The sequence below is a fragment of the Burkholderia sp. WP42 genome (assembly GCF_000745665.1).
GTDB lineage: Bacteria > Pseudomonadota > Gammaproteobacteria > Burkholderiales > Burkholderiaceae > Burkholderia > Burkholderia vietnamiensis.
This window is the reverse complement of sequence record NZ_JQJT01000021.1, coordinates 153,027-174,947: the sequence shown is the minus strand read 5'-3', so window position 1 is coordinate 174,947 and position 21,921 is coordinate 153,027. Positions and strand designations below refer to the sequence as shown.

The 21,921-nt window shown below is 67.2% G+C and carries 23 protein-coding genes and 1 pseudogene; 8 read left to right on the top strand and 16 right to left on the bottom strand.

Annotated features, from left to right (window positions below; translation table 11 throughout):
• The 3 genes and pseudogenes from EX20_RS14280 to EX20_RS30725 form a co-directional block, all read left to right on the top strand.
• Positions 1 to 320, top strand: a 320-nt coding sequence (locus tag EX20_RS14280) for an IS30 family transposase (RefSeq protein WP_034193963.1), incomplete at its 5' end; no start/stop codon positions are given.
• Positions 321 to 369: 49 nt separating this feature from the next.
• Positions 370 to 1,488 (top strand): lysozyme inhibitor LprI family protein, encoded by a 1,119-nt coding sequence (locus tag EX20_RS31975; RefSeq protein WP_139164701.1) that lies wholly within the window; start codon positions 370 to 372, stop codon positions 1,486 to 1,488.
• A gap of 99 nt (positions 1,489 to 1,587) precedes the next feature.
• Positions 1,588 to 1,930 (top strand): annotated as a pseudogene (locus EX20_RS30725) (helix-turn-helix domain-containing protein); the annotation flags it as partial.
• A 203-nt stretch (positions 1,931 to 2,133) separates the two neighbouring features.
• Here the strand turns inward: EX20_RS30725 and EX20_RS14270 are convergent.
• From EX20_RS14270 to EX20_RS14255, 4 genes are read right to left on the bottom strand one after another with little or no spacing between them, the layout of a single operon-like run.
• Positions 2,134 to 2,874 carry an SDR family oxidoreductase gene (locus EX20_RS14270; protein WP_034193952.1) on the bottom strand — a complete coding sequence of 247 codons (741 nt, stop codon included), beginning with the start codon at positions 2,872 to 2,874 and terminating at the stop codon, positions 2,134 to 2,136.
• Positions 2,871 to 3,782 (bottom strand): SDR family NAD(P)-dependent oxidoreductase, encoded by a 912-nt coding sequence (locus EX20_RS14265; protein ID WP_231572258.1) that lies wholly within the window; start codon positions 3,780 to 3,782, stop codon positions 2,871 to 2,873. The genes EX20_RS14270 and EX20_RS14265 overlap by 4 nt, the downstream gene beginning before the upstream one ends.
• 36 nt (positions 3,783 to 3,818) lie before the next feature.
• Positions 3,819 to 4,763, bottom strand: coding sequence for an NADP-dependent oxidoreductase (locus tag EX20_RS14260; protein ID WP_081350649.1), 945 nt, complete (start codon positions 4,761 to 4,763; stop codon positions 3,819 to 3,821).
• A gap of 47 nt (positions 4,764 to 4,810) precedes the next feature.
• Positions 4,811 to 5,257: an ester cyclase gene (locus EX20_RS14255; protein WP_034193950.1), complete on the bottom strand. Its 447-nt coding sequence runs from the start codon at positions 5,255 to 5,257 to the stop codon at positions 4,811 to 4,813.
• Positions 5,258 to 5,369: 112 nt separating this feature from the next.
• On the opposite strand from EX20_RS14255, the gene EX20_RS14250 reads away from it, so the two are divergent.
• Positions 5,370 to 6,281, top strand: coding sequence for a LysR family transcriptional regulator (locus EX20_RS14250; protein ID WP_034193949.1), 912 nt, complete (start codon positions 5,370 to 5,372; stop codon positions 6,279 to 6,281).
• 140 nt (positions 6,282 to 6,421) lie between these two features.
• Here the strand turns inward: EX20_RS14250 and EX20_RS14245 are convergent, their stop codons facing one another.
• The 6 genes from EX20_RS14245 to EX20_RS14220 form a co-directional block, all read right to left on the bottom strand.
• Entirely contained in the window at positions 6,422 to 7,585 is a 1,164-nt protein-coding gene (locus EX20_RS14245; RefSeq protein ID WP_034193948.1) for a GGDEF domain-containing protein, read from the bottom strand.
• A gap of 402 nt (positions 7,586 to 7,987) precedes the next feature.
• Positions 7,988 to 9,745: a SulP family inorganic anion transporter gene (locus tag EX20_RS14240; RefSeq protein ID WP_034193947.1), complete on the bottom strand. Its 1,758-nt coding sequence runs from the start codon at positions 9,743 to 9,745 to the stop codon at positions 7,988 to 7,990.
• A gap of 201 nt (positions 9,746 to 9,946) precedes the next feature.
• Positions 9,947 to 10,168, bottom strand: coding sequence for a hypothetical protein (locus EX20_RS14235; protein WP_011880401.1), 222 nt, complete (start codon positions 10,166 to 10,168; stop codon positions 9,947 to 9,949).
• Positions 10,169 to 10,308: 140 nt separating this feature from the next.
• On the bottom strand, positions 10,309 to 11,349 hold the full coding sequence (locus tag EX20_RS14230; protein ID WP_139164702.1) for an LOG family protein: 1,041 nt from the start codon (positions 11,347 to 11,349) through the stop codon (positions 10,309 to 10,311).
• Between the two features lie 22 nt (positions 11,350 to 11,371).
• Positions 11,372 to 11,707, bottom strand: coding sequence for a c-type cytochrome (locus EX20_RS14225; protein ID WP_014726033.1), 336 nt, complete (start codon positions 11,705 to 11,707; stop codon positions 11,372 to 11,374).
• Between the two features lie 19 nt (positions 11,708 to 11,726).
• Entirely contained in the window at positions 11,727 to 12,728 is a 1,002-nt protein-coding gene (locus EX20_RS14220) for an Acg family FMN-binding oxidoreductase (RefSeq protein WP_014726032.1), read from the bottom strand.
• 176 nt (positions 12,729 to 12,904) lie between these two features.
• Here EX20_RS14220 and EX20_RS14215 point away from each other — a divergent pair, with 176 nt between their 5' ends.
• Complete coding sequence (locus EX20_RS14215; RefSeq protein WP_034193946.1) at positions 12,905 to 13,894, top strand: zinc-dependent alcohol dehydrogenase family protein; 990 nt, start codon at positions 12,905 to 12,907, stop codon at positions 13,892 to 13,894.
• A gap of 134 nt (positions 13,895 to 14,028) precedes the next feature.
• Here EX20_RS14215 and fnr read toward each other — a convergent pair whose 3' ends face one another.
• Together fnr and EX20_RS14205 are read right to left on the bottom strand one after the other, a co-directional pair.
• A complete protein-coding gene (gene fnr / locus EX20_RS14210) occupies positions 14,029 to 14,802 on the bottom strand; it encodes a fumarate/nitrate reduction transcriptional regulator Fnr (RefSeq protein ID WP_014726030.1) in 774 nt (257 codons plus the stop codon).
• Between the two features lie 381 nt (positions 14,803 to 15,183).
• Entirely contained in the window at positions 15,184 to 15,831 is a 648-nt protein-coding gene (locus tag EX20_RS14205; protein WP_014726029.1) for a response regulator, read from the bottom strand.
• Between the two features lie 612 nt (positions 15,832 to 16,443).
• On the opposite strand from EX20_RS14205, the gene EX20_RS14200 reads away from it, so the two are divergent.
• Positions 16,444 to 16,914 carry a universal stress protein gene (locus EX20_RS14200; RefSeq protein ID WP_014726027.1) on the top strand — a complete coding sequence of 157 codons (471 nt, stop codon included), beginning with the start codon at positions 16,444 to 16,446 and terminating at the stop codon, positions 16,912 to 16,914.
• 60 nt (positions 16,915 to 16,974) lie between these two features.
• Here the strand turns inward: EX20_RS14200 and EX20_RS14195 are convergent, their stop codons facing one another.
• From EX20_RS14195 to EX20_RS14180, 4 genes are all read right to left on the bottom strand, one after another.
• Entirely contained in the window at positions 16,975 to 17,808 is an 834-nt protein-coding gene (locus EX20_RS14195; RefSeq protein ID WP_014726026.1) for a universal stress protein, read from the bottom strand.
• Positions 17,805 to 18,308 carry a universal stress protein gene (locus tag EX20_RS14190; protein WP_034193945.1) on the bottom strand — a complete coding sequence of 168 codons (504 nt, stop codon included), beginning with the start codon at positions 18,306 to 18,308 and terminating at the stop codon, positions 17,805 to 17,807. The genes EX20_RS14195 and EX20_RS14190 overlap by 4 nt, the downstream gene beginning before the upstream one ends.
• A gap of 69 nt (positions 18,309 to 18,377) precedes the next feature.
• Positions 18,378 to 19,577 (bottom strand): acetate/propionate family kinase, encoded by a 1,200-nt coding sequence (locus tag EX20_RS14185; RefSeq protein ID WP_034193944.1) that lies wholly within the window; start codon positions 19,575 to 19,577, stop codon positions 18,378 to 18,380.
• An 8-nt stretch (positions 19,578 to 19,585) separates the two neighbouring features.
• Complete coding sequence (locus EX20_RS14180; protein WP_034193943.1) at positions 19,586 to 20,422, bottom strand: universal stress protein; 837 nt, start codon at positions 20,420 to 20,422, stop codon at positions 19,586 to 19,588.
• Between the two features lie 188 nt (positions 20,423 to 20,610).
• Between EX20_RS14180 and EX20_RS14175 the strand changes: the two genes are divergently transcribed.
• Complete coding sequence (locus tag EX20_RS14175; protein WP_011880389.1) at positions 20,611 to 21,141, top strand: hypothetical protein; 531 nt, start codon at positions 20,611 to 20,613, stop codon at positions 21,139 to 21,141.
• Positions 21,131 to 21,877, top strand: a complete 747-nt coding sequence (gene phbB / locus EX20_RS14170) for an acetoacetyl-CoA reductase (RefSeq protein ID WP_014726023.1) — start codon at positions 21,131 to 21,133, stop codon at positions 21,875 to 21,877. The genes EX20_RS14175 and phbB overlap by 11 nt, the downstream gene beginning before the upstream one ends.
• Positions 21,878 to 21,921 lie beyond the last annotated feature (44 nt).

The following is a 21,921-nucleotide window of genomic DNA, read 5'->3' as shown; positions in this document are numbered from 1 at the left end:
CCTTTCTGCGGGAAAGCCTGACCTACGATCGCGGATCGGAAATGACCTGTCATGTCGAACTGGCTGAACGATTGAATCTGGATATCTGGTTCGCGGATCCCTACGCGCCTTGGCAACGAGGCAGCAACGAAAATACCAACGGCCTGCTGCGCCAGTTTCTACCCAAAGGAATGGACCTGTCAGGCGTGACCCAGATGCAGTTGAACGATATTGCCAAGCTGATGAACGGACGCCCTCGTCAAACCCTCAACTGGAAAACCCCCGAAGAGGCCATGGCGATGGAATTGGCTGCCACCGGGTTGGCTAAACGTTGCACTTGATTCTTGAGACCGCCGAGTGGTGGACCGGCCCGTCGATTGTCGACAATCTATGATTGAGTTTTGGTTATTTTTTGATTTCAGCATGAGTCTTCGATTGAACCAACTGCTGTCGTTGTTGAGTGCTGGTGCGTTCCTTCTAGTTTCGCCGTCGGGTCATGCGGCCAGCTTTGATTGCACCAAAGCAACTTCCATCACCGAGAAAACGATTTGCGCCAACGACAAGTTATCAAAACTGGATAGCAAGCTTTCAGTCGCCTGGAACGATGCGTCGGACGTTGCCATTGCCCCGGCCGCCATACAGGCATCCCAATTGAAATGGCTAAAGTTTCGGGATGCATGTGGTGCAGATACTTCGTGTCTGAGTGCGCGCTACAACGAGCGATTGGCTGCACTGGTGGGCGCTCAGTCCACAGTGTATGTGGATCAGGCAGGTAATCGCCTGGAAGCATTGATAGAGGAAAGTCGGGGGCGGTCAACTGCCGCCGAAGGAAAGAGATGCACTGTCGACAAACGCCTCTGTGTTCAAGTCGTGCATGAAGATGCCGACTCTCCGCCACTAATACAGATCGACAGTTGGGGGGCAAACCCCTCCACCTATCGCTTAACGTTGTCTGGTATACCGGACGCTCCTCAAAACATAAACGTCACACTATGGCCTCACGTGTTGCGACTCGTCGATGACAATGGCGTCATTCTGGTAGGCGTGATGGTGAACGTCTCCACTGCGTACTCAGGCGGTGGCGGTGATGCGTCGGAATTGCGATTGTTTGAAGTAGGCGGGGAAAGGTCTACGCTCCATGAGCATGAAGTGTTGTCCGTCCCCATTGCAGGATCGTTGTTGATTCGCGCCTGTTTTACCGACCAAGACGCGCGCCGCCGGCTTGGTGCGTGCCATGACGATTACCAATTCACCGCAACGCTCGGACTAGATCAGTCCGTCAAATCTGGTTTTCCGCGCCTGATCTACCAAACGCGAGCCACAAGTTTTCCCGGCAAAGTTTCGCGCAATAAGGATTCTCTAGCTGGGCCGCCGCTGCGCAAGCGGGATCTCGTCACCGCCGTGGACCAACAGTGTACCTATAAGCGCATCTTCCATTTCAAGGCCGACCAGAGCATCTATATGCCAGAGCATCCATTGCCGGATTGCAGCAACTACACTGTTCCTTGACCGTGGATGTTTGGCGAGGTGCATCTAGTGTCCTGTTCCGTTGTTAGCCGATCTATGTTCGCGTAGGACGTTGGCGTCAACGGAACGGGAGACATCGGCATGCCCATGGGGCGACCGAAAGCGGAACTGGTACTGAGCGAAGACGAACGCTCGCAGTTGATGTCGATAGCACGTTCTCGTTCGATTTCGGCTGCTGGTCGCGCGGGCGCACGCGGCTGACGGCGAACCGAACAGCGCAATCGCACAACGCCTGCAACTCACGCGCGCCACGGTGGGCAAGTGGCGTCTGCGGTTTCTGGAGCAGCGAATCAACGGACTTTATGACGAAGTTCGTCCCGGCAAACCGCGCACGGTAGACGACGAGCAGCTGGCTCAACTGATTCACATGACCCTGCATACGAAGCCGGCAGATGGATCCACTCACTGGAGCGTGCGCATGATCATCGGCCATTCAATGCCGTAAAGCCCCACCCCTTGGCCGAATCAACCGACCGGCTCCCTGGTGCCGCTTAGGTCAAATCTCGGGAGAGCCCGATCGAGTCACACTTCCCAGATCCCATGCGACCCATGAGACGCCCGCCGCACGACGTATGCACGCAGCGGTCCCGACGGCGACACCATACATGCCATGCGTACGACCTTCGGTCACGCAAATCCACCATTAACCCGCACGATTTGCGAATTGATCCACGCTCCGTCCCGACCCACGAGGAACGAGACCGCATTGGCGATATCTACCGGTTGTCCAAGTCGTTCCAGCGGCGCCATTTTCGCGAGCATCGCCACCTGTTCTTCGGTTTTGCCGTCGAAAAACAGTTCGGTTGCGACGGGGCCAGGCGCGATCGCATTGACCGTGATGTTGCGTCCGCGTAGTTCGTTGGCGAGCACGTGGACCAGGCCTTCGACGGCCGCCTTCGAGGCGATATACGGCCCATAGCCCGGCGACGCCTTGGCGATTGCGCTGGTGGACAAGGCTACGATGCGCCCACCATCGCCCAACACCTCGGCGGCTTTGGCGAGTACCAGAAAGGTGCCACGCACGTTGATGGACATCATGCGATCGAACGCTGCCGCGTTGCCGGTCTCGATCTTCGCCATGCTCATTACGCCGGCATTGCTGACGACTGCATCGAGTCGGCCGAAGGCCTGTTGCGCCGCCGAGAACAGGCGCGCGACATCGTCCGCGTCGGACACGTCGCCCTGTACTGCAATGGCCGTGCCGCCGCGCGCCTTGATTGCCGCGACTGTCGCGTCGGCCTGAGCACGGTTGCCGGCATAACCTGCCGCGACGGCGAAGCCGTCGTCGGCGAGCCGCAGCGCGATCTCCTTGCCGATGCCGCGAGATGCGCCCGTCACGATAGCGGCGCGATCGGGTTGCGTCCTCATGCTTTCATCTCCTCGCGTGTTGCGACGGGCGGCGGCAAGATCAGGTCTTCCAGGCCCATCCTGCGCAAAAACGCGACCTGCTTCTCGTGATGAACCGCATCGATTGCTTCGGTACCCTTGCGCTGGCCATCGACGGTTACGCGCAATGGCCGCTGGCCGTGCGGCATCGCCAATACATCGAGCGCCGCCGTACCGACCGCCGATACATCGAGCGCGCCGCCGTTCCCCGCATCGATGGAAGCGAGCTTCTCGCCGAGACCCGCGATTCGCTGTGCCAGCGGGCCGTATTGCCGCTCGATGGTGGAATACGCAGGCGAACCCGCATCGGAGAAATGTTCGGTGCCTGAAGTAAAGGCGCCGGGGACGAGGATCACGCTGTCGATGCCCGACGGCCGCACTTCCATCGCCATGATCTCGGCGAGAGCATCGCCCGCCGCCTTGCTCGCGGTATACGGCCCGAGGAACGGCTCGTGCAGGCGCGACGTGGTGCTGCCCACGTACATCAACAGACCGCGGCCTTGCCGACGCATCGCGGGCAGCGCCGCGCGATTCACTCGCAGCCACGACAGCGCGTTGGTATCGATGATCTGCGCGGCCTGTTCCACCGAGAATGCTTCCGTCAGGCCCACCATCAACATGCCGGCGTTGTTCACGACCACGTCGATGCGTCCCTGCTGCGCGAGGATGAAATCGACGGCGGCACGGCAGGCCGTCTCCGACAGCACGTCCAGTTCGAGCACGTCGAGCGCGAGCGATTCCCGTCGTGCGAGCTGCTGCAGCGCGTCGCTGCGTTCGCGATCTTTCTCTTGCGGATCGCGCATGCTCGCATAGACCCTATGTCCTCCGCGTGCAAGCGAGAGCGCGATCGCCCGTCCGATGCCGGAGCCTGCGCCCGTTACCAGCACCACCTGATTCGTTTCGTATGTCATCGTCCGGCTCCTCGATCAGATGCGCGTGCGGATAAGCACCTTGCCGCGCGTATGACCCGTCGCGAGCTTCTCGAGCGCGGCGCGCGTGTCTTCCAGCGGGAAGATCGAATCGATGACGATCTGCAACTGCCCCGCCCGGAACTGCCTGACCGCTTCGGGAAGCGAAGGCGTCGCGCTTCCGAAGAACACCGCCTCACCGATACGCCCGTTTCGCGACGCGATGCCGAACTCCACCAGCGTCGCGATGCGGCCGCCCTCGCGCAACACCGCCCACGACTTCTCCAGCGTCTCGCCGCCGATCGGGTCGAGCACCAGATCGATATTGCGCATCTGTGCAAAGTCCTGCGTGCGGTAGTCGATCACTTCGTCCGCGCCGAGGCTCTTCACCAGTTCGATATTGCCTGCCGATGCCGTGGCAATCACATACGCGCCCGCCAGGTGCGCCTGCTGCACGGCCATGCTGCCGATGCCACCGGCTGCCGCATGGATCAGCACGCGCTGTCCCCGTTGCAGGCGCCCTGAATCGAACAGCGCCTGACGCGCTGTGCCGAATGTGGTCGGCAGCGACGCCGCCTGCTCAAAACTCATTCCGGCAGGAATCGCGCACAGCTCGGCGGCCGCGATCACCAGCTGCTGCGCGAATGCGCCGCCCGCACTCGGCGCGCTGCGGCCGAATATGCGGTCACCCGGCTGCAGATGCGTGACATGCTCGCCGATCGCCTCGACCACGCCGCTGAAATCGGTGCCCGGCGTGTAGGGAAGGGCGACGGGGAAAACCTGCTGCATGTAGCCTGCGACGATCTTCAGGTCGAGCGGATTTGCGGCCGCCGCTTCGATGCGGACGATGGCCTCATCGGGCCGCATGTCCCGCAGTGCGGTCTCGCCGATGCTGACGACATCGGGATGGCCGAAGGTAGTGACGACTGCTGCTTTCATGGTTTGCTTGAGGGCGATGCTCACGGGTCCCGTCCAGGTTTCAGAGGTTCGAGATTTCGGAATGAGGCAGCTCAGGCTTGCGTCGGAAACTGGCCGAGTTGAAGGAACAGGCCGAACCAGTCCTCCATGTGCCACGTGGTGGCTACGCGCTGACCATCCAGCGCGTGGAATTCGTGCAGGCGGAAGCTGACCTGCTTGCCGGTCGGGGCGATTCCGAACAGTTCGCCGCGATGCGTGCCGGTAATTTCCGCGCGCACCGCGATCTGCCCCGGCACCTGGACCATGTCGTGAATGACGATGCGCACGTCGGGGAAGGCCTGCGCAAAACTGCCAATGATCGGCTTGATGCCGGCCGGCCCAGGACCCTGGCCCGGCGCAAGCGGAATATCTTCCCAGTCAGGGGCGAGCACCGTGTCGACAAGGTCGGGGTCGTTGTCGCTGAATGCGCGGTACAGCGTTTCCACGGCCACGCGTTCGATGCGCAGGCGCTCGGAGAGTTGGGAGTCGATGGCGGTCATGGTTGTGCTCTCGTGGTGGCGTCGTCGTGACGTTGCGGTTGGAGGTGACGAGAGTGTGCGCCGCCGGTAGAATCCATCCAACAAATAGCGGATATAAATGATTATTTGATTTATGGATTTTCATGGCATCGATCTGAATCTGCTGGCCGCCTTCGACGTCTTGATGAGCGAGCGCAACGTCACCCGGGCGGCGGCACTGGTCGGCGTGAGTCAGCCGGCGATGAGCGCGGCACTGTCCCGGCTGCGTATCCTGCTCGGCGATCCGCTGTTTCTGCGCAGCGCGGATGGCCTGCTGCCCACGCCGCGCGCGCGCGAACTGGCCGAGCCCATTTCGCAGGCGCTACGGCAGATCGAAGCGACCCTGGTGAAGCAGCCGGAGTTCGTGCCGGGCAAGGCGGCGCTCGCGTTCAACCTGGGGTTGTCGGACTACCCGGCGTTCGTGCTTCTGCCCGCGCTGCTGGAAGCGCTCGGCGAGCAGGCGCCCGGCATCGCGATCAACGTGCATGCGTTCAACGACCGCGACGATGCGGTGGACATGCTCGATGCAGGCGAGATCGATGCGGCCATCGGCGTACCGCCTACGCAGCCGGTTGGCCGAATCCTCACTCGTCCGATCCTGCGCGACGAGTTCGTGACGATCGTCGCGAGTCATCATCCGGCGGCGCGGCGCGGAATGAGCATGAAGTCTTATCTGTCGCTGCCGCATGCGCTGGTGTCGCCGGAAGGGCAACGGCACGGGCTGGTGGACGAGGCGCTGGCGCAACAGGGCATGCAGCGCACGCTCGCGCTGACGCTACCGCAGATGTTCGCCGTGCCGGCGGTCGTCGCGCGCACGGCGATGACCGCGACGGTCCTGAAACGGGTCGCGCTCAATTCGCCCGCAGGCGGCAAGCTGGTGTTGTTTCCGCCGCCTATGCCGCTGCCGGATATCGTCTTTCACGTGATGTGGCATCGGCGTAGCGAAGGCAATCCGGCGCAGCAATGGTTGAGAGCGCTCATCGAGTCGGTGGCGCGAGCGCTATGAAGCGGTGCGGCGAAAGCGAGCGGGAACAAGCCCGAGTGACCGCCGCTGGCCTTCACTCTTGGGCCATACGAAGCCAATCGGGCTCGTCAGTGCACCGCCGCGATCACACCGAGGTGGATCGGCTTTGACGTGCCAGTAGTTCAATGGGTTTCGAGGTCGCGCTCGTCGACCTCGGACGCCGTCACGACTCGATTGCGCCCTGTCGCCTTCGCCATGTAAAGCGCCGCGTCGGCCCGCGCCAGGGCGCCCGCCAGCGTATCGCCGGGCGTGACGCATTCGACCCCCGCGCTGAACGTGCAGCGCACGCCTTCGTTTGGCGATCGTTCGACCGCAAGCCGCAGTTCGTTCGTCAACGCCGCTGCGTCGGTCATGCCCGCGTCCACGAACACGATCGCGAACTCCTCTCCACCCAGACGCCCGAAAAGGTCGCACGACCGCAGGCGCGCGGACACAACCGACGTGACATGTCTGAGGATTCGGTCGCCGACCGCATGGCCAAAGCCGTCGTTGACGGCCTTGAACTTGTCGATGTCCAGAATGGCGATCGACAGCGGTTTGCCCTTTTCCGGCGCTTCGCGAAGCAGGACGCTCGCCCTCGCCATGAACGCACGCCGCATGAGTACGCCCGTCAGTTCGTCGATACTCGCGAACTGTTCCATCTTTCGGACGAGCCGATCGTGCGCGAGCATCACCATGCCGGTCGACATGCACGGCAACGTGACGATCGCAAGCCCGAGAAACAGGACATTCCAGGGCGACGGTTGCGGAAAGGCCATGTGCGGCATGCCGAAGGCGGCCGCGACGGCTCGCGTGACGTGGAACAACGCACCCAGATAAGCGGCGGCGGCGACGAAGCGATAGGGGTAGCGCGCTCCATCACGCGGCGCGTGACGCAGCGCCAACGTACCCACGGCGATCCGTGCATAGGCGAGGAGGCTCGATGTGAGCGCGACCTTCGCGTCGATGTTCGGCGACACGCACGTGAAGTACACCAACGCAACGCAGACGATGGCGAACGCCGCCGACTCTATGTGCCACGCCGGATCCTTACCGAAAAACTGACGCATCCCCTGCACGAGCAGCAGCACCGCCACAAGCGTGATGAGCGCAGCGCCGAGGGTCACGATCTGTCCTGGCTGAGCGCCTGCGATGAACACCCACGACGATGCAGCGGTAAGCAGCGCGTGAGCCACGCACCAGCGGCCTATGCCCGGCACCGCAGTCCGGAGCAGCGAACCAAGGACGGCGACGCTCATCAGGCAAGACAGGATCACGATACCTATCAGAGCGAGCGGGGTGAGCATGAGATCGGGGTAGGTGACAAGAGAAGGACGCAGCAGGATAAACGAGACGGCACTCGACGAATGAAAGTCATACGAAAACGAATCGACTCGATGGCACCGCTGCGGCGGCGAGTGCGCATCGTATCGCATGTGCGGGTCTGGAAAGTATGCATGGATCATGCGCGGGCATTGCCATCGCTGGAGTGGCGTTCCCTGTCCGAGGCAGAATCAGGCATCGCGCGATCCGGTTTTTAGCAGCCTTCGAGTGATCGCTTGCGCTCGAGTCGAACGGCGGCGCCGGGTCGATCGCGGCCCGTGACGAAGTGACGACCAGGCAATCCCGGACCCGATCTCCCGCTGACCGAGCGATCGAGTCTTGCGTTACGTACATCATGCTCGACGCAGCCGACACCTCCAGCACCCCTAACGCGCCTTCCGCGCCGCCCGCTTGCGCATCGCGCGTTTCTTCTTGCACGCGCGCGCATGCCCCTCTGTTCGCTGAACGTGCCGGGCAACCGCATCGGTGACGGTCGGAAAGAAGCTCGCGGTGCCGAACACGTCGAACAGCCCGTAAGCGCGCAGCCGATCCTTCACCGGCCCCTTCATCTCCGCGAAATCGAGTTCGATGCGTTGCTCCGCCAGTTCGGCGTGCAGCGCGACGAGGCGGTCGGCGGCGCTCACGTCGATGTCGGTAACCGGCTCGGCGGCCACCACGATGCGCGTGACCGGGCTCGCCGAGCGCGCGATCGCGGCGTGCAGGTGTTCGCAGAAGATCTCGACGTTCGCGTAGAACAGCGGCGCATCCCAGCGGAACAGCACGAGCCCCGGCGTCTGCGCCGCGTCGGGATGCCGGCCGACGTCGTGATAGCCGCGCACACCGGTCAGTCGCCCGAGCACCGCATCGTACGGGTGCCACGCGCGCCACACGAACGACAGCAGCGACAGCCCGCTCGCGAGCAGAATGCCCGGTACGACGCCGATCGCGATCACGCCGGCAAAGCACAGCACCGAGATCAGACATTCGCCGCGACGCATCCGGTACAGCCGCACGACGCTGCGGAAGTCGGCGATCCCGCATGCCGCGTAGATCACGACGGCGGCCAGCGCGGTGCGCGGCACGTACGCGAGCAGCGTCGGCGCGGCGAGCAGCAGGATCGCGATGCACGCCGCCGCGACGACGTTCGTCAACTGGCTTTGCGCGCCCGCGGCGATCGCGACCGGCGTGCGCGACGCGCTGCTGCTGACCGCGCAGCCCTGCGTCACGCCGGCCAGCAGGTTGGCCGCGCCGAGCGCGATCAGCTCCTGGTTGCGGTCCGGCGTGTCGCCCGCGCGGGCGGACAGCGCACGCGACAGCATGCTGATGTCGGCAAACGACACCAGCGCGACGGCGAACGCGCCGGACGCCAGTGCGCCGAGGTCGGCGAGCGACACGGCCGGAAGGCGCGGCGCGGGAATGCCGCCCGGCAGCGCGCCGATCGTCGCGACGCCGGGCAGCGGCCACAGCCTCGTCGCGATCGTCGCGCCGATCACGGCGAGCAGCACGCCGGGCCAGCGCGGCAGCGCGCGCTTCATCAGGAAAATGGCTGCCAGCACACCTGCGCCGAGCACGCCCGCGGCGACGGAAAACCGGCCGTCGACGAGCGCAGGCGCGATGTGCTGCACGCCGGCGAACACGTCGCCGCCCGACGTTTGCATGCCGAGCAGCTCCGGCAAGCGGCCGATCGCGAGCGCGACGGCGATGCCGTTCAGGTAGCCGTACTGGATCGGGCGCGACAGCAGATCGGTGACGAAGCCGAGACCGAGCGCACCGAGCAGGATGCAGATCGTCCCAGCCGACAGCGCCAGCGCGCCGGCCAGCGCGATCGCGCGCTGCGGATCGTGAGCGGCGAGCGGCGTGATCGCGCTGGCGATCAGCGCGGCCAGCGCGGAATCCGGCCCCAGCACGAGGATGCGGCTCGGGCCGAACAATGCATACGCGAGCAGCGCGGCGATCGACGCGTAGAGCCCGGTGATGGCGGGCAGGCCGGCCGCCTGCGCGTAGCTCATGCCGACCGGCAGCAGCACGGCCGACAGCGCGAGGCCCGCGTACAGGTCGCGCGACAGCCACGCACGCTGGTAGTTGGTGAGCAGTGCGATGCCGGGGAGCATGCGCGCGACGCGCGCGGACCAAGGCCGGTTCATCGCGGGTTCGACGGGCAGGGATGGGCGTGCAATGGGATACGTGCTCCGACGGGCAGTCGCATCAGCGCGACGCGGCCCGCACCGCGCAGCGGAGCCGACGCCAGCTTCCGCGCGTAGGTCGACGCGTGCGCGCACGCACGTGGCGCGCGGCGCCATCGCGCGGGTCGTGGAGGCCGCGGCGCGGCAGCGTGAAGCGCGGCATCACGTCGCCTCGAGCACCGACTGCCGCAGCGCCTGCGCGAAGCGCGCCAGCGTCGCGATCGAACCCGTCACGCTTTCGTAGCGCTCGCGCCCGATCTGTCCGTCGAGCGTCACGAGCATGCCGGCGTCGCGCGCGAGCGCGACGAGCGCGGCCGTGTCGAGCGCAGCCGCGCGCGTGTCGGCCTGCATCGCAGAATCGGAACGATAGTCGGCGTATGACATGGCGTCTCTCCTGGTTGCCGTGCGAGCGGGGTGCCGGGCGGCCGGTATCCTTGAATTCAGTATCGGCGCCGCGCGTGCGCGATTCAATCAGCGCGCCCCGAAGTCGCGGTAGGAATCGTGCCCGGCGCGTCGGCCGATTCCTACACGGCCCGCGGCTTCGGCGCAGCCCTGCGCCGCACCGCGCGTGTCGGCCTGCGCTGCGCGTACCAGTTGCCGATCGCATGCCAGATCTCGGGCGCAGTCTCGCAGTAGGTGAACAGCTCGAGATCGCGGCGATCGATCATGCCTTCGTCGGCGAGGAACGGCAAATCGACCGCGCGACGCCAGTACGCCTCGCCGACGAGAATCACCGGCAGCGGCGCGATCTTGCGCGTCTGCAGCAGCGTGAGCACCTCGAACAGCTCGTCGAACGTGCCGTAGCCGCCCGGGAAGAACACCGCGGCCTTCGCACGTTCGAGCAGGTGCAGCTTGCGGATCGCGAAATAGTGGAAGCTGAAGCAGAGCGACGGCGTGATGTACGGATTCGGCCGCTGCTCGCGCGGCAGCTCGATATTGAAGCCGATGCTCGGCGCGCCGCGCTCGTAGGCACCGCGATTGGCGGCTTCCATGATGCCGGGGCCGCCGCCGGTGACGACCGCGAGCCGCGCGCTGCGCGCGCACCGGTCCGCATGGGCGACGATGCGTCCGAACTCGCGGGCGACGCGGTAGTACGCGCTGTGTTCGACGAGCCGGCTGGCGGCCGTCACCGCGCGGCGCCGGATGGTGTCGTGCGGGTGCGCCGCGAGCAGCCGGTTGGCCTCGTCGAGCCGCGCGTTCGCGACCGACGGCGCGACGATGCGCGTGCTGCCGTAGATCACGACCGCATGGCCGATGCGCTCCATCTGCAGCCGCTCCTCGGCCTTCCAGTAGTCGAATTGCAGCCTGATGCCGCGCATGCCGGCGCCTTGCAGCAGCGTCGCGTCTTCGTCCACGGGCGTACGCGCCGCGCGCTTCGTGATGCGCCGGACCTGGCGCGCGATGCCGAGCCGATCGTCGTGGCCGACCAGCGCGCCGGGGCGCCGGCATGCGCGTTTGCCGCGCGCCTTCGCGGCAGGCCGGTCGCGCGGCGTGCGGCGCGCGGTCTTGCTCTGCACGGCAGCGGCGGACCCGCGTTTGAGCGGGGGTTTGACTACGGTCGACATGAGCGGAAGGGCAATGCGAAGGTCACTGGCTCAGCACCCATTGCACGAGCCGATGCGCGTCGTCCGCGGACAACGGGCCGCCGCGATCGATCGCCGACGGCATCGGCGTGTCGCCCCAATGCGCGCGGCCGCCGACGCGCAGCTTGCGTTCGAGTTCGGCGGCGGCGTGCGGATCGTCGCGGTAGCGCTCGGCGATCGCATGGAACGATGGCCCGAGGAACGCCATGTCGCCCGTGTGGCAGAACATGCAGTGCTGCGCTTCGACCAGCTCGGTCGGCTCGGGCACGGCCGTCTGCGCGGCGGCCAGGCCGGCCGTCGCGGCGAACACGCACAACGCTGCGCTACGCAGGAGTTTCATCTGGTTGTCCTTGCAGGAATCAGGAGATCACTTCGTCGAGCGGGCGGCGCGGTGAACGCGGCGCCTGCGGGCCGCGCCCGACGCGCAGCAGCAACTGCGGCTCGCCGTGCAGCCCGAGCATGTGGCACAGGTGCGCGCGCAAAGCGGGCGTCTCGATCGGCTGGTTCAGGTACGACGCCGTGTAGCCGGCGCGCGTCGCGACCAGCAGAATCCGCTCGAGCGCCTGTCCCGCAGCGAGCCACGCGTCGCGGTCGTCGCGCGCGGTCGCGATGCAGACGATCAACGGAGACGCGTCGACGAGCTGGTGATGCAGCGCGGCGAGGCCGTTGCCGATATCGAAGGTCCGCACCGCCATCGTGACGACCGGCGCGGCGAAGTCGAGCAAGGTCGGTACGCCCGCGGCGAAGGCCGGCATCCCGTCGGTATGCCGGCGCGGATCGATCCAGCTCGCCAGCTCGCGGCGAAAGCGCGGATCGGCGAACTGCTGACGGTCGGCTTCGGCGACCAGCTCGGCCACTCGGGCGCGATTCGCGAGCGCATCGATGCACGCGACCTCGGCGCCTTCCGCGACGCCGGCCGTGATCAGCGCTTGCTGCAGATCGTCGGGCACTGCGCTCGATTCGAACGGTGCACGCGTCGTCACGCGCTCGGGGATCGCATCGAACAGCGCGCCGAGCGCGGCGTCCGAATAGCCGTCGTCGCAGACGCGCACGAGCGCCAGCAGATCGGGATCGACTTCCGACGGAAACGTCGTGATCGTGTGCGCGAGGCCGGCGTGGTCGAGCGCGACGCGCAGATTGAGCAGCGCCGCGCCGCAACTGATGATCAGCTCGCGGTCGAACGGATCGACCACCGGCAACGCACGCATGCGATCGGCGCACACCGAGATCGTCGCGCCGTTGACGACGAAGCGCCACGGCTGCGAGTTGTGGCTCGACGGGGCCAGCACTGCATAGGCCAGCAGCGCCTTCAGCTGGTCTTCGGGATGGGCGCTCGCGGCAAGGGGGGGAACGGATATCATTCGGTCATCTCCAACGCGTCGCTCGGGCGGCGTCACGCCACTTCATCGTGTCAGGAACGGCCGGGTGCCCGTTGACCCACGTCAAGCGCGCGTCACCACGCCGTGCAGACCGGCTGCGCTGCGATTAGCGTTGCAACACGAAGCGCGCGAAAGCGATTCGCGCGAAGGAGAAAAGCATGCTTGCGATGATGTTCGACGGCACGACGCCCACGCTGCGCGAGGCGCGCGTGCCCGACCCGGTGCCCGCAGCCGGCCAGTTGCTGATCGACGTCCACGCGTGCGGCGTATGCCGGACCGATCTGCATGTGGTCGACGGCGAGCTCGCGCATCCGAAGCGGCCGCTGATTCCCGGGCACGAGATCGTCGGCACGGTGCGCGCGCTGGGCGCGGGCGTCACGGGCTTCGCCGTCGGCGATCGCGTGGGCGTGCCCTGGCTCGGCGCGACGTGCGGACACTGCGTGTATTGCGCGTCCGGCCGCGAAAACCTGTGCGACAGCCCCGGCTTCACCGGCTATACGATCGACGGCGGCTATGCGGAACGCACCGTGGCCGACCATCGCTATTGCGTGCATCTGCCGCGGCGCTATTCCGACCTCGAAGCCGCGCCGCTGCTCTGCGCCGGGCTGATCGGCTACCGCACGCTGCGCATGGCCGGCAACGCGCAGCGCATCGGCATCTACGGCTTCGGGGCGGCCGCCCATCTGGTCGCGCAGGTCGCGTTTTTCGAAGGACGCAAGGTGTTCGCGTTGACGCGCCCCGGCGATGCCGCAGCGCAGCAGCTCGCGCTGTCGCTCGGCGCGGTGTGGGCCGGCGGCAGCGACGAAATGCCGCCCGAGCCGCTCGATGCCGCGCTGATCTTCGCGCCGGTCGGCGCGCTGGTGCCGGCCGCACTGCGCGCGCTCGACAAGGGCGGGATCGTCGTGTGCGGCGGCATTCACATGAGCGACATCCCCAGCTTTCCGTACGCGTGGCTGTGGGGCGAGCGCCGGATCGCGTCGGTGGCGAACCTCACGCGTGCGGATGCGGTGGAATTCATGCGGCTCGCCGACGCGATGCCGCTGCGCGTCGAGGCCGTGCGCTATGCATTGACCGATGCGAACCGCGCGCTCGACGATCTGCGCGCCGGCCGCGTGTCGGGCGCGGCCGTGCTCGGGATGGGCGGGTGAGCGGTTGAGTGGCCGAATGGGCCGAATGGGCTGAGTGGGCCGATTGGTTGAACGGCGCCGCGCGCGCCGTTTCGGTCCGCTCCGAGTGGTTCGGCGCCGTTGGGATCCTCGTGGATCCGCTTGGTGCCGCGCGCTCAGATTTGCCCGAGGCCTTCCGAATCGACGATCCGGATCTGCTTGCCTTGCGCGGCGACGAGCCCCTTGTGCTGGAACTTCGACAGCATGCGGCTGACGGTCTCGAGCTTCATCCCGAGATATTCGCCGATCTCGTCGCGCGTCATCCGCAGCACGAATTCGGCGGCCGAGTAGCCGCGCGCCTTGAAGCGGGCCGACAGGTTCAGCAGGAACGCGGCCACGCGCTGTTCGGCGCTCATCGTGCCGAGCAGCAGCATCTGCGACGATTCGCGCACGATTTCGCCGCTCATCATCTGGTACAGGTGGTGCTGCATCGGCCGGACTTCGCGGCACATCTGCTCGAGCTGGCCGAACGGGATGATGCAGACCGTGCTGTCTTCGAGCGCGATCGCGTCGCCGTTGTGCTGCCCCGCGTGGAGGCCGTCGAGCCCCAGCGATTCGCCGACGATCTGGAAGCCGGTGATCTGCTCGTCGCCGTCGCGATGCATGACGATCGTCTTGAACGACCCGGTTCTCACCGCATAGATGCTGTTGAACGCGTCGCCGGCGCGGAACAGCGTCTCGCCGCGCTTGACGTTGCGCGTCGTGCAGATCATCGCGTCGATGCGTGCGAATTCTTCGGTCGACAGGTCGGCCGGCATGCATACGGTGCGCAATGCGCACGACGAGCAGCGGGACGTGGCGCGCTTCGGCTGGTCGGCAGGCTCGACGCGGTGCAGCGGGATGAACGGGCGGGACGGCAGGTTCGTCGCAACATTCGCAATGGTTTGCATGATCGGCTCCAGTTGGGGGCAGCGTCGGCCCGCCATCGGGCGGACTCGCGCTGACCGTTGTACCGGCGGCCTTGGTTTCTGCCGCCTTCCTGTGGGGACGCCCCGCTGACGCGTCCGGCGCGCCGGGAGACCGCTACGCCGGTCTCCTCGATGCCGCCCATGCTCCGCGAGGCACGTTCGGTGTTTTTGTTGAAATGGAGTATGGATGTTGCGCGACGTCAAGGAAATCAGCCGGAATTGAAGTTGCGGTAGGCGAGATGGAAGCCTTGTAGGGCGTTTCCTACACGCGCGCGGCGCGTTGCCGCGCGGGTCGCCGCCGCGGCGTCGGGAGCCGCGCCGTCGCGGAAGGCGCGCGCCGGCGCGGGCGGCCGGCGCCGCCCGTCAGAGTTCGTCGGGGTCGTCGAACAGCTTGTGGCGCATCGCATAGCGCACGAGCGCCGTGTCGTTCGCCATCTGCATCTTCTCGAGGATCCGCATCTTGTAGGTGCTGACCGTCTTCACGCTGACGTTGAGCGCGTGCGCGATTTCGGAAATCGACTCGCCGGTCGTCACGCGCCGGAACACGTCGAATTCGCGGTCCGACAGGCGCTGGTGCGGCAGCAGATCGGTCGGCTCGTTCAGGCTCTGCGCGAACTGCTCGGCCATCGTCAGGCTCACGTAGACGCCGCCGGCCGCGATCTTGGTCAGCGCCGCGACCAGTTCGGCGCTCGCGCTTTCCTTCGTCATGTAGCCGGCCGCGCCCGCGCGGAACGCGCGCACCGCGTATTGCTGCTCCGCGTGCATCGTCAGCACCAGGATATGCAGCGCCGGCTTCTCGTCCTTGATCTGCTTGATGAGTTCGACGCCGTTGCGGCCGGGCATCGACAGGTCGAGCACGAGCACGTCCGCGTCGCGGTCCCGCACCAGCGCGATCGTCGACGCGCTGTCCCGCGCTTCGCCGACCACCTCGAAGTCGCTGGCGTTCTTCAGGATGTGCCGCAGGCCGTCCCTGACGAGGGCGTGGTCGTCGGCGATGAGTACCGTGATCATGTCGGCGCGTCCTCCTGCCGGATATCGTTTGCGGCCGGCGCCGCCGGCCGCGTTCGCGCCGTGCGCGGCAGCCGCCGCATTGACCGGGCGTCGGGTGCATCGCCCGGCTGCGAAGTGCCGATGTGGACAATTTCGCGCCGTTCATCCGAAGCAAGACTCACGAACCGGCGGCGTGATGCGGCCCCGGATCGCGGCCCGACAGGCGGTAACACGGAAGCACGCGTGCCGCCTCCCGATACGGCAGCGCCGAGGCGGCACGTGCTTGGAAGATGGCGCGCTGCGAGCGTCCGCGGCGCGGCCGTCGCGGCACGTCGGGCGGGCCGGGCACCGGGCGTAACCGGTCCGGCCCTGAAGGCGCGGGGATTCACTGTCATTGCCGTTCATCCTGACGGAGCGGGTCGTCGGCGGGCTGGCGGCGCGTGGCACGATACGCGCCACCGTCCGGAACTGCGATGTCGTCGGAATTATGCGCGTCACGGTGACGTTCGCCAATCGGGACCGACGGATACGGGCGCCGCCGTATCTGCTTGACCGGCGTCAATCGCGCGCCGCCGGCCGCGATCAGACTGGCTTCACGAATCCATCGAATCCGCATGACGGCAGGGAGGCACCATGTATCGAAGAATTTTCGCGGCGCTCGACGGCAGCCGCGGCTCGCGGCTCGCGCTCGACGAGGCGATTTCGCTCGCGCGCGAGTCGGGCGGCCTCGTCATCGCGATGTGCGTGGTGTCGGATGCGCCGCGGCTGACCGACGTCGACAGCGGCTATGTCGAGCAGCGCGACCCGGCCGGGCTGGATGCGGACAAGGCCGCGATCGCGGTCGCGGACGCCGAAACGGCGTTTCAGCTGTCCGGCGTGCGCGGCATCGCGCAAACGGTCGAAGCGAACGGCCAGGACGTCTCGGACGTGTTGGCGCGCGCGGCCGCCGAATGCGATGCGGATCTGATCGTGATGGGCACGCACGGCCGCCGCGGCGTGCGCCGCGCGGTGCTCGGCAGCGTCGCGGAAGCGCTGCTGCGCGAGGCGGACCGGCCGGTGCTGGTCGTCCGGGAAGGGCCGGGCGCGGGCGCCGGCATGCTGTGACGGCGATGCGCCGTTAAAAGAAAGACGGGCGGCCAGCAGACGGCCGCCCGGTAGACCCGCTCAGTGCGACAGCAGAACCGGCACCGTCATCGTCTCGAGGATCGTGCGCGTCGCGCCGCCGAGCACGCGCTCGTGCATGCGCGTATGGCTGTACAGGCCCATCACGAGCAGATCCGCATGCAGATCGGTCGCGCGGTTCAGCAGCGTCGCGCCGACGCCGACCGACGGTTCGCGCGGCGTCGTCGAGAACGACGCGCGCACGCCGTGCCGTTCGAGATAGGCGGCGACGTCCACGCCGGCGGGCGTCTCGTCGGTAGCGGGCTGCCCGTGGCTGACGGTCTCGACGTTGACGAAGCGCGCGCGGGCGAGCAGCGGCACGGCGTCGGCCACGGCGCGCGCGGCTTCGCGCCCGCCGTCCCAGCCGATCAGCACGTTCTCGCCGAGCGTGCGCACGTCGCCCGCGTAAGGCACGACGATCGCGGGGCGCCCGCTGCCCATCACCACATCCTCGACGAAATTACGCGCGACATAGGTCAGACGATCGTCCGGATCGACCTGGCCGAGGACCAGCAGATCGGCGTGGCGCGCATGCAGGATCGCGGCTTCCGTCGCGTTGCCGGTCGGCGCCTGCCATTCGACGCTGCGCCCGGCGCGTTCGGCGGCCGTCAGAAAGCGCTGCTCGGCTTCCTTGCGGCGCTCCTCGCACAGGCGCTCGTAGACGGCCAGCTTCAGCGGCTCGTCGGGCCGCCGCAGCGGCTCGAACAGATCCTGGCAGACGACGTAGAGCCCAATCAGATGCGCGTTCCAGCGTCCCGCGAGTTCGAGCGCGAGGTCGACGCGCGTCGCGCAGCGCGCGCTATCGTCGAGATGGACGAGCAGGGTCTTGTAGCTCATGACGGCTCCTTTTCGGTCGATGCGGTGGCGGTTTCGGCCGGGTGGTTCGACATGCAACCGGCCGGAATCATCAGAACCGGGGTTTTCGCGTGGCGCAGCACGCGCTCGGCGACGCTGCCCAGCACGAGCCGGCGAAAGCCGCGCCGGCCGTGCGTGCCGAGCACGATCAGATCGGCGCCGATCTCGCCGGCGACCGTCACGATCCGCTGCGGGATGTCGTCGCCCTCGGGCGCGACGTTCGAGATCTGCGGCGTGCCGGCCACGTTGCGCGCCTTCATGCGCCGGGCTGCGTCGTCGGTGACGCGCAGTCCTTCTTCACGGAACGCGTCGACCAGGATCGACGGATCGTAGCCGTAGGTGTCGTACGCGGGCACCAGGAAATCGACGACGTAGACCGGCGTCAGCCGCGCACCCATTTGCGCCGCGAGATCCAGGGCGGCGTCGAGCGCGCGGGACGACGTGTCGCTGCCGTCGAGCGCAACCAGGATGTTCGAGTACATGGCGTTTTCCTTGAACGAAGATCGATGCAATCATCATCGGCGCATGCACGCCGGTCGCGCTGATCTGGATCAACCGTCGCGATTGCCGCGCAGCACGCGCACCGCCGCGCGCGCCGCGACCCACGCCTCGTTGGTCGGCTCGACCACGACCGTGACCGCGCTCGCCGCCGTCGACACCACCTGCGCATGGGCCGCATTCGCGCACGTGTCCAGCTCGACGCCGAGCCAGCCGAGCGCCGCGCAGATCCGCTCGCGCAGCACCGCCGCGTGTTCGCCGATGCCGGCCGTGAAAACCAGCATGTCGAGCCCGCCGAGCAGCGCGGTGAGTGCGCCGACCTCGCGCACGATCCGGTGGACGTACAGCGCGAGCGCGTCGTGCGCCCGCGCGTCGCCGGCCGCCTCGCATGCGAGCAGCACGCGCGGATCGCCGGACGTGCCCGACACGCCCTTGAGCCCCGACTCGTGATAGAGCAGCTGACCGAGCGCGTCGCCGGACAACTGGCCGGCATCGAGCAGGTGCAGCACGACGCCGGGGTCGAGCGTGCCGCAGCGCGTGCTCATCATCAGCCCGTCGAGCGCGGAGAAGCCCATCGTCGTCGCGACGCTGCGGCAGTCGCGCATCGCGCACAGGCTCGCGCCGCTGCCGAGGTGCGCCGCAATGACGCGCCCGTGCGCCTGCGCGCCGAACGCTTCGTCGAGCGCGACGGACAGATATTCGTACGACAGCCCATGGAATCCGTAGCGGCGCACGCCGCGGTCGAACCATTCGTGCGGCAACGGCAGCAGTTGCTCGGTGCGCGGCAGCGTGCGATGAAACGCCGTGTCGAATACGGCGACTTGCGGCACGTCGGGGAACGCATCGCGCAGCGCGTCGATCGCGTCGATGCTGTGCGGCTGATGCAGCGGCGCGAGCGGCGTCAGCGTGCGCAGCGCGTCCAGCACGTCGTTGTCGACGAGCACCGGCTCCGCGAAGCGCGCGCCGCCGTGCACGACGCGATGCGCGATTGCGGCGAGCGTGACGTGCGGCAAGCGTACGCGGATCCACATCGCGACCTGCGCCAGCACGGCGCGGTACGGGTCGCCGGCGCTGAGCGGCAGCGTGCCGTCCCGATCGGCGTCGAAGCGGATCGCGATGCCGTTGCCGGCCGCGACAGCCTCGCCGTCGTGCAGCGGCCGCCGCGCGGGATCGCCGTGCGGCGGATACGCGAAGAGCGCGAACTTCACGCTCGACGAACCGGCGTTGACGACCAGCAACGCAAGCGTGCGCATCGGCCGGCTCAGTGCGACATCAGGACCGGCACGGTCATCGACGCGAGCACCGTGCGCGTCGCGCCGCCCATCACCAGCTCGTGCCAGCGCGGATGGCCGTACGCGCCCATCACGAGCAGGTCGGAGCCCGTCTCGTACGCGCGCGACAGCAACGTGTCGCCGATCGCGCGGCCGTCGCCCGCATCGATGTCGAGCACGCTCACGTCGCGGGCATGGCGCGCGAGCATCAGCGCGGCATCGGCGGCCGGAATGCGCATGGCCGCCGCCGAATTGCCGTCGACCACCGCGGCGACCGTCGTGCGCTTCGCATGAGCGAGAAACGGGATCGCGTCGTGCGCGGCGCGGACCGCTTCGCGGCTGCCGTCCCACGCGACGAACACGCGCTCGCCGATCGACGTGAAGGCGCCGGCATACGGCACGAACAGCACCGGGCGGCCGGCCGACAACACGAGGCTCTCCGGAAACTGGTTGTCGACGAAGCTCTCGGGATCGTTCGGGTCGCTCTGGCCGACGATCACGAGATCGGCCACGCGCGCGGCGCGCGGCACCGCGACGTTGGCGCGCGCGTCCGCCTCGACCCACGCGGCGTGCACCTTCGCGCGCGCGGTCTCGGCATGGAACAGCCGCTCCAGCGCGGCGCGGCGTTCGTCGCGCTGCGCGCGATGCTCGCGGAAGTAATCGGCGGACCCGGCCATCACGTAGAACGAATGCGGCTCGGCCGTGTAGACCGAGAACAGGCCCGTCAGATGGGCACCGAAGCGCCGCGCGACGCGCAGTGCGAACTCGAGGCGCGCATGCGCACGGACGCTCGTATCGAGGTGCACGACTATGCTCTTGTAGCTCATCGGAATCGCTCCATCGACGGGTGATCCGCCAGTGCAATCCAGTCTACGGAGCGGGCTTTCCGCGTGCTTGACTCAGATCAACGGGCGCTGCGCGGCTTGCCCGCACAGTTAGGCGGTCGCGCCGCCGAGGCCACGTACGGGCACCGGGCGCATGCCAACCGATTGACCGGACCGAACGAGGGAAGCCGATGAGCACCTACGCTTTGACGACACCGATTGACGTTTGCCGCGCGAGCTGCGATCTCGCGCTGCGGATGGCGGCGCTGAACCGCGACTGGCAGCACGAATGGCACGCACTGGCGGGCCGGGGCATCGAGCGCGACCGCGACGCGGTGCGCCGGTTGCAGCAGGCGCTCGCCGGCAGCGGCGAATGGACCGCGTTCGGCGAAGCGAGCCGGCAGGTGATGAGCGATTACGCGCTCGCGAGCGTCGCGCTGTGGCAGGACGCCAGCGAGCTGTCGATGCGTGCGCAGTTCGAGCATGCCGGCGTGTGGCGTACCTGGCTGCGCGAATACGGCGCGGGTGTGCTGTCGCGCAGTCAGACCGACTGGCTGCCTGACCTGGAGCGGCTCGCCGCCGTCAACGAAGCGAGCATGCCGTGGGCGGAATGGATGACGGCGCTCGAGCACGGGATCGAGGACGCGACCGACGGCGCACCGACTGCCGTACGCCGCCTGAAGGGCAAGGTCGATGCACCGGAGAACGGCCATGGGCGCTGAACGAGTCGCGTTCGTCACCGGCGGGACGGGTGGCCTCGGCACCGCCATCGCGCGGCGCCTGCACGATGCCGGCATCACCGTGGCCGTGTCGTACATGAACGGCGACGCTCAACTCGCGACGTGGATCGCACGCGAGCGCGAGGCGGGCCGCACGTTTCATGCGTTCGAGGTCGACGTGGCCGACTACGATTCGTGTCAGCACTGCGCGGCGCGCATGCTGGCGGAGTTCGGGCACGTCGACGTGCTGGTCAACAACGCGGGCATCACGCGCGACGCGACGTTCGTGAAGATGACCAAGACCATGTGGGATGCGGTGCTGCGCACCAATCTCGACAGCATGTTCAACATGACCAAGCCGTTCGTGCCCGGCATGATCGCGGCCGGCTTCGGGCGGATCGTGAACATCGGCTCGGTGAACGGCTCGCGCGGCGCGTTCGGGCAGGCCAACTATGCGGCCGCGAAGGCGGGCATTCACGGCTTCACGAAGGCGCTGGCGCTCGAGCTGGCCCGCCACGGGATCACGGTCAACACGGTCGCGCCCGGCTATCTGGCGACCGCGATGCTCGAGTCGGTGCCGAAGGAAGTGCTCGACACGAAGATCCTGCCGCAGATTCCGGTCGGTCGGCTCGGCCACCCGGACGAGATCGCCGAGCTCATCGCGTTTCTGTGCTCCGACGCCGGCGCTTTCTCGACCGGCGCGGAATTCGACGTCAACGGCGGGATGCACATGCATTGACGTGTGCCTGCGTCCGCGGACGCAGGCTTTCCTCATCCGGCGAT

Bases quoted from the DNA above. Each gene is read 5' to 3' on its own strand.
- EX20_RS14220 (WP_014726032.1), bottom strand. From the start codon at position 12,728: ATGATATCCGTTCCCCCCCTTGCCGCGAGCGCCCATCCCGAAGACCAG.
- EX20_RS14215 (WP_034193946.1), top strand. From the start codon at position 12,905: ATGCTTGCGATGATGTTCGACGGCACGACGCCCACGCTGCGCGAGGCG.
- EX20_RS14200 (WP_014726027.1), top strand. From the start codon at position 16,444: ATGTATCGAAGAATTTTCGCGGCGCTCGACGGCAGCCGCGGCTCGCGG.
- EX20_RS31975 (WP_139164701.1), top strand. From the start codon at position 370: ATGATTGAGTTTTGGTTATTTTTTGATTTCAGCATGAGTCTTCGATTG.
- phbB (WP_014726023.1), top strand. From the start codon at position 21,131: ATGGGCGCTGAACGAGTCGCGTTCGTCACCGGCGGGACGGGTGGCCTC.
- fnr (WP_014726030.1), bottom strand. From the start codon at position 14,802: ATGCAAACCATTGCGAATGTTGCGACGAACCTGCCGTCCCGCCCGTTC.
- EX20_RS14190 (WP_034193945.1), bottom strand. From the start codon at position 18,308: ATGTACTCGAACATCCTGGTTGCGCTCGACGGCAGCGACACGTCGTCC.
- EX20_RS14185 (WP_034193944.1), bottom strand. From the start codon at position 19,577: ATGCGCACGCTTGCGTTGCTGGTCGTCAACGCCGGTTCGTCGAGCGTG.
- EX20_RS14240 (WP_034193947.1), bottom strand. From the start codon at position 9,745: ATGAACCGGCCTTGGTCCGCGCGCGTCGCGCGCATGCTCCCCGGCATC.
- EX20_RS14175 (WP_011880389.1), top strand. From the start codon at position 20,611: ATGAGCACCTACGCTTTGACGACACCGATTGACGTTTGCCGCGCGAGC.
- EX20_RS14230 (WP_139164702.1), bottom strand. From the start codon at position 11,349: ATGTCGACCGTAGTCAAACCCCCGCTCAAACGCGGGTCCGCCGCTGCC.
- EX20_RS14235 (WP_011880401.1), bottom strand. From the start codon at position 10,168: ATGTCATACGCCGACTATCGTTCCGATTCTGCGATGCAGGCCGACACG.
- EX20_RS14205 (WP_014726029.1), bottom strand. From the start codon at position 15,831: ATGATCACGGTACTCATCGCCGACGACCACGCCCTCGTCAGGGACGGC.
- EX20_RS14250 (WP_034193949.1), top strand. From the start codon at position 5,370: ATGGATTTTCATGGCATCGATCTGAATCTGCTGGCCGCCTTCGACGTC.
- EX20_RS14225 (WP_014726033.1), bottom strand. From the start codon at position 11,707: ATGAAACTCCTGCGTAGCGCAGCGTTGTGCGTGTTCGCCGCGACGGCC.
- EX20_RS14270 (WP_034193952.1), bottom strand. From the start codon at position 2,874: ATGAGGACGCAACCCGATCGCGCCGCTATCGTGACGGGCGCATCTCGC.
- EX20_RS14195 (WP_014726026.1), bottom strand. From the start codon at position 17,808: ATGAGCTACAAGACCCTGCTCGTCCATCTCGACGATAGCGCGCGCTGC.
- EX20_RS14245 (WP_034193948.1), bottom strand. From the start codon at position 7,585: ATGCTCACCCCGCTCGCTCTGATAGGTATCGTGATCCTGTCTTGCCTG.
- EX20_RS14255 (WP_034193950.1), bottom strand. From the start codon at position 5,257: ATGACCGCCATCGACTCCCAACTCTCCGAGCGCCTGCGCATCGAACGC.
- EX20_RS14180 (WP_034193943.1), bottom strand. From the start codon at position 20,422: ATGAGCTACAAGAGCATAGTCGTGCACCTCGATACGAGCGTCCGTGCG.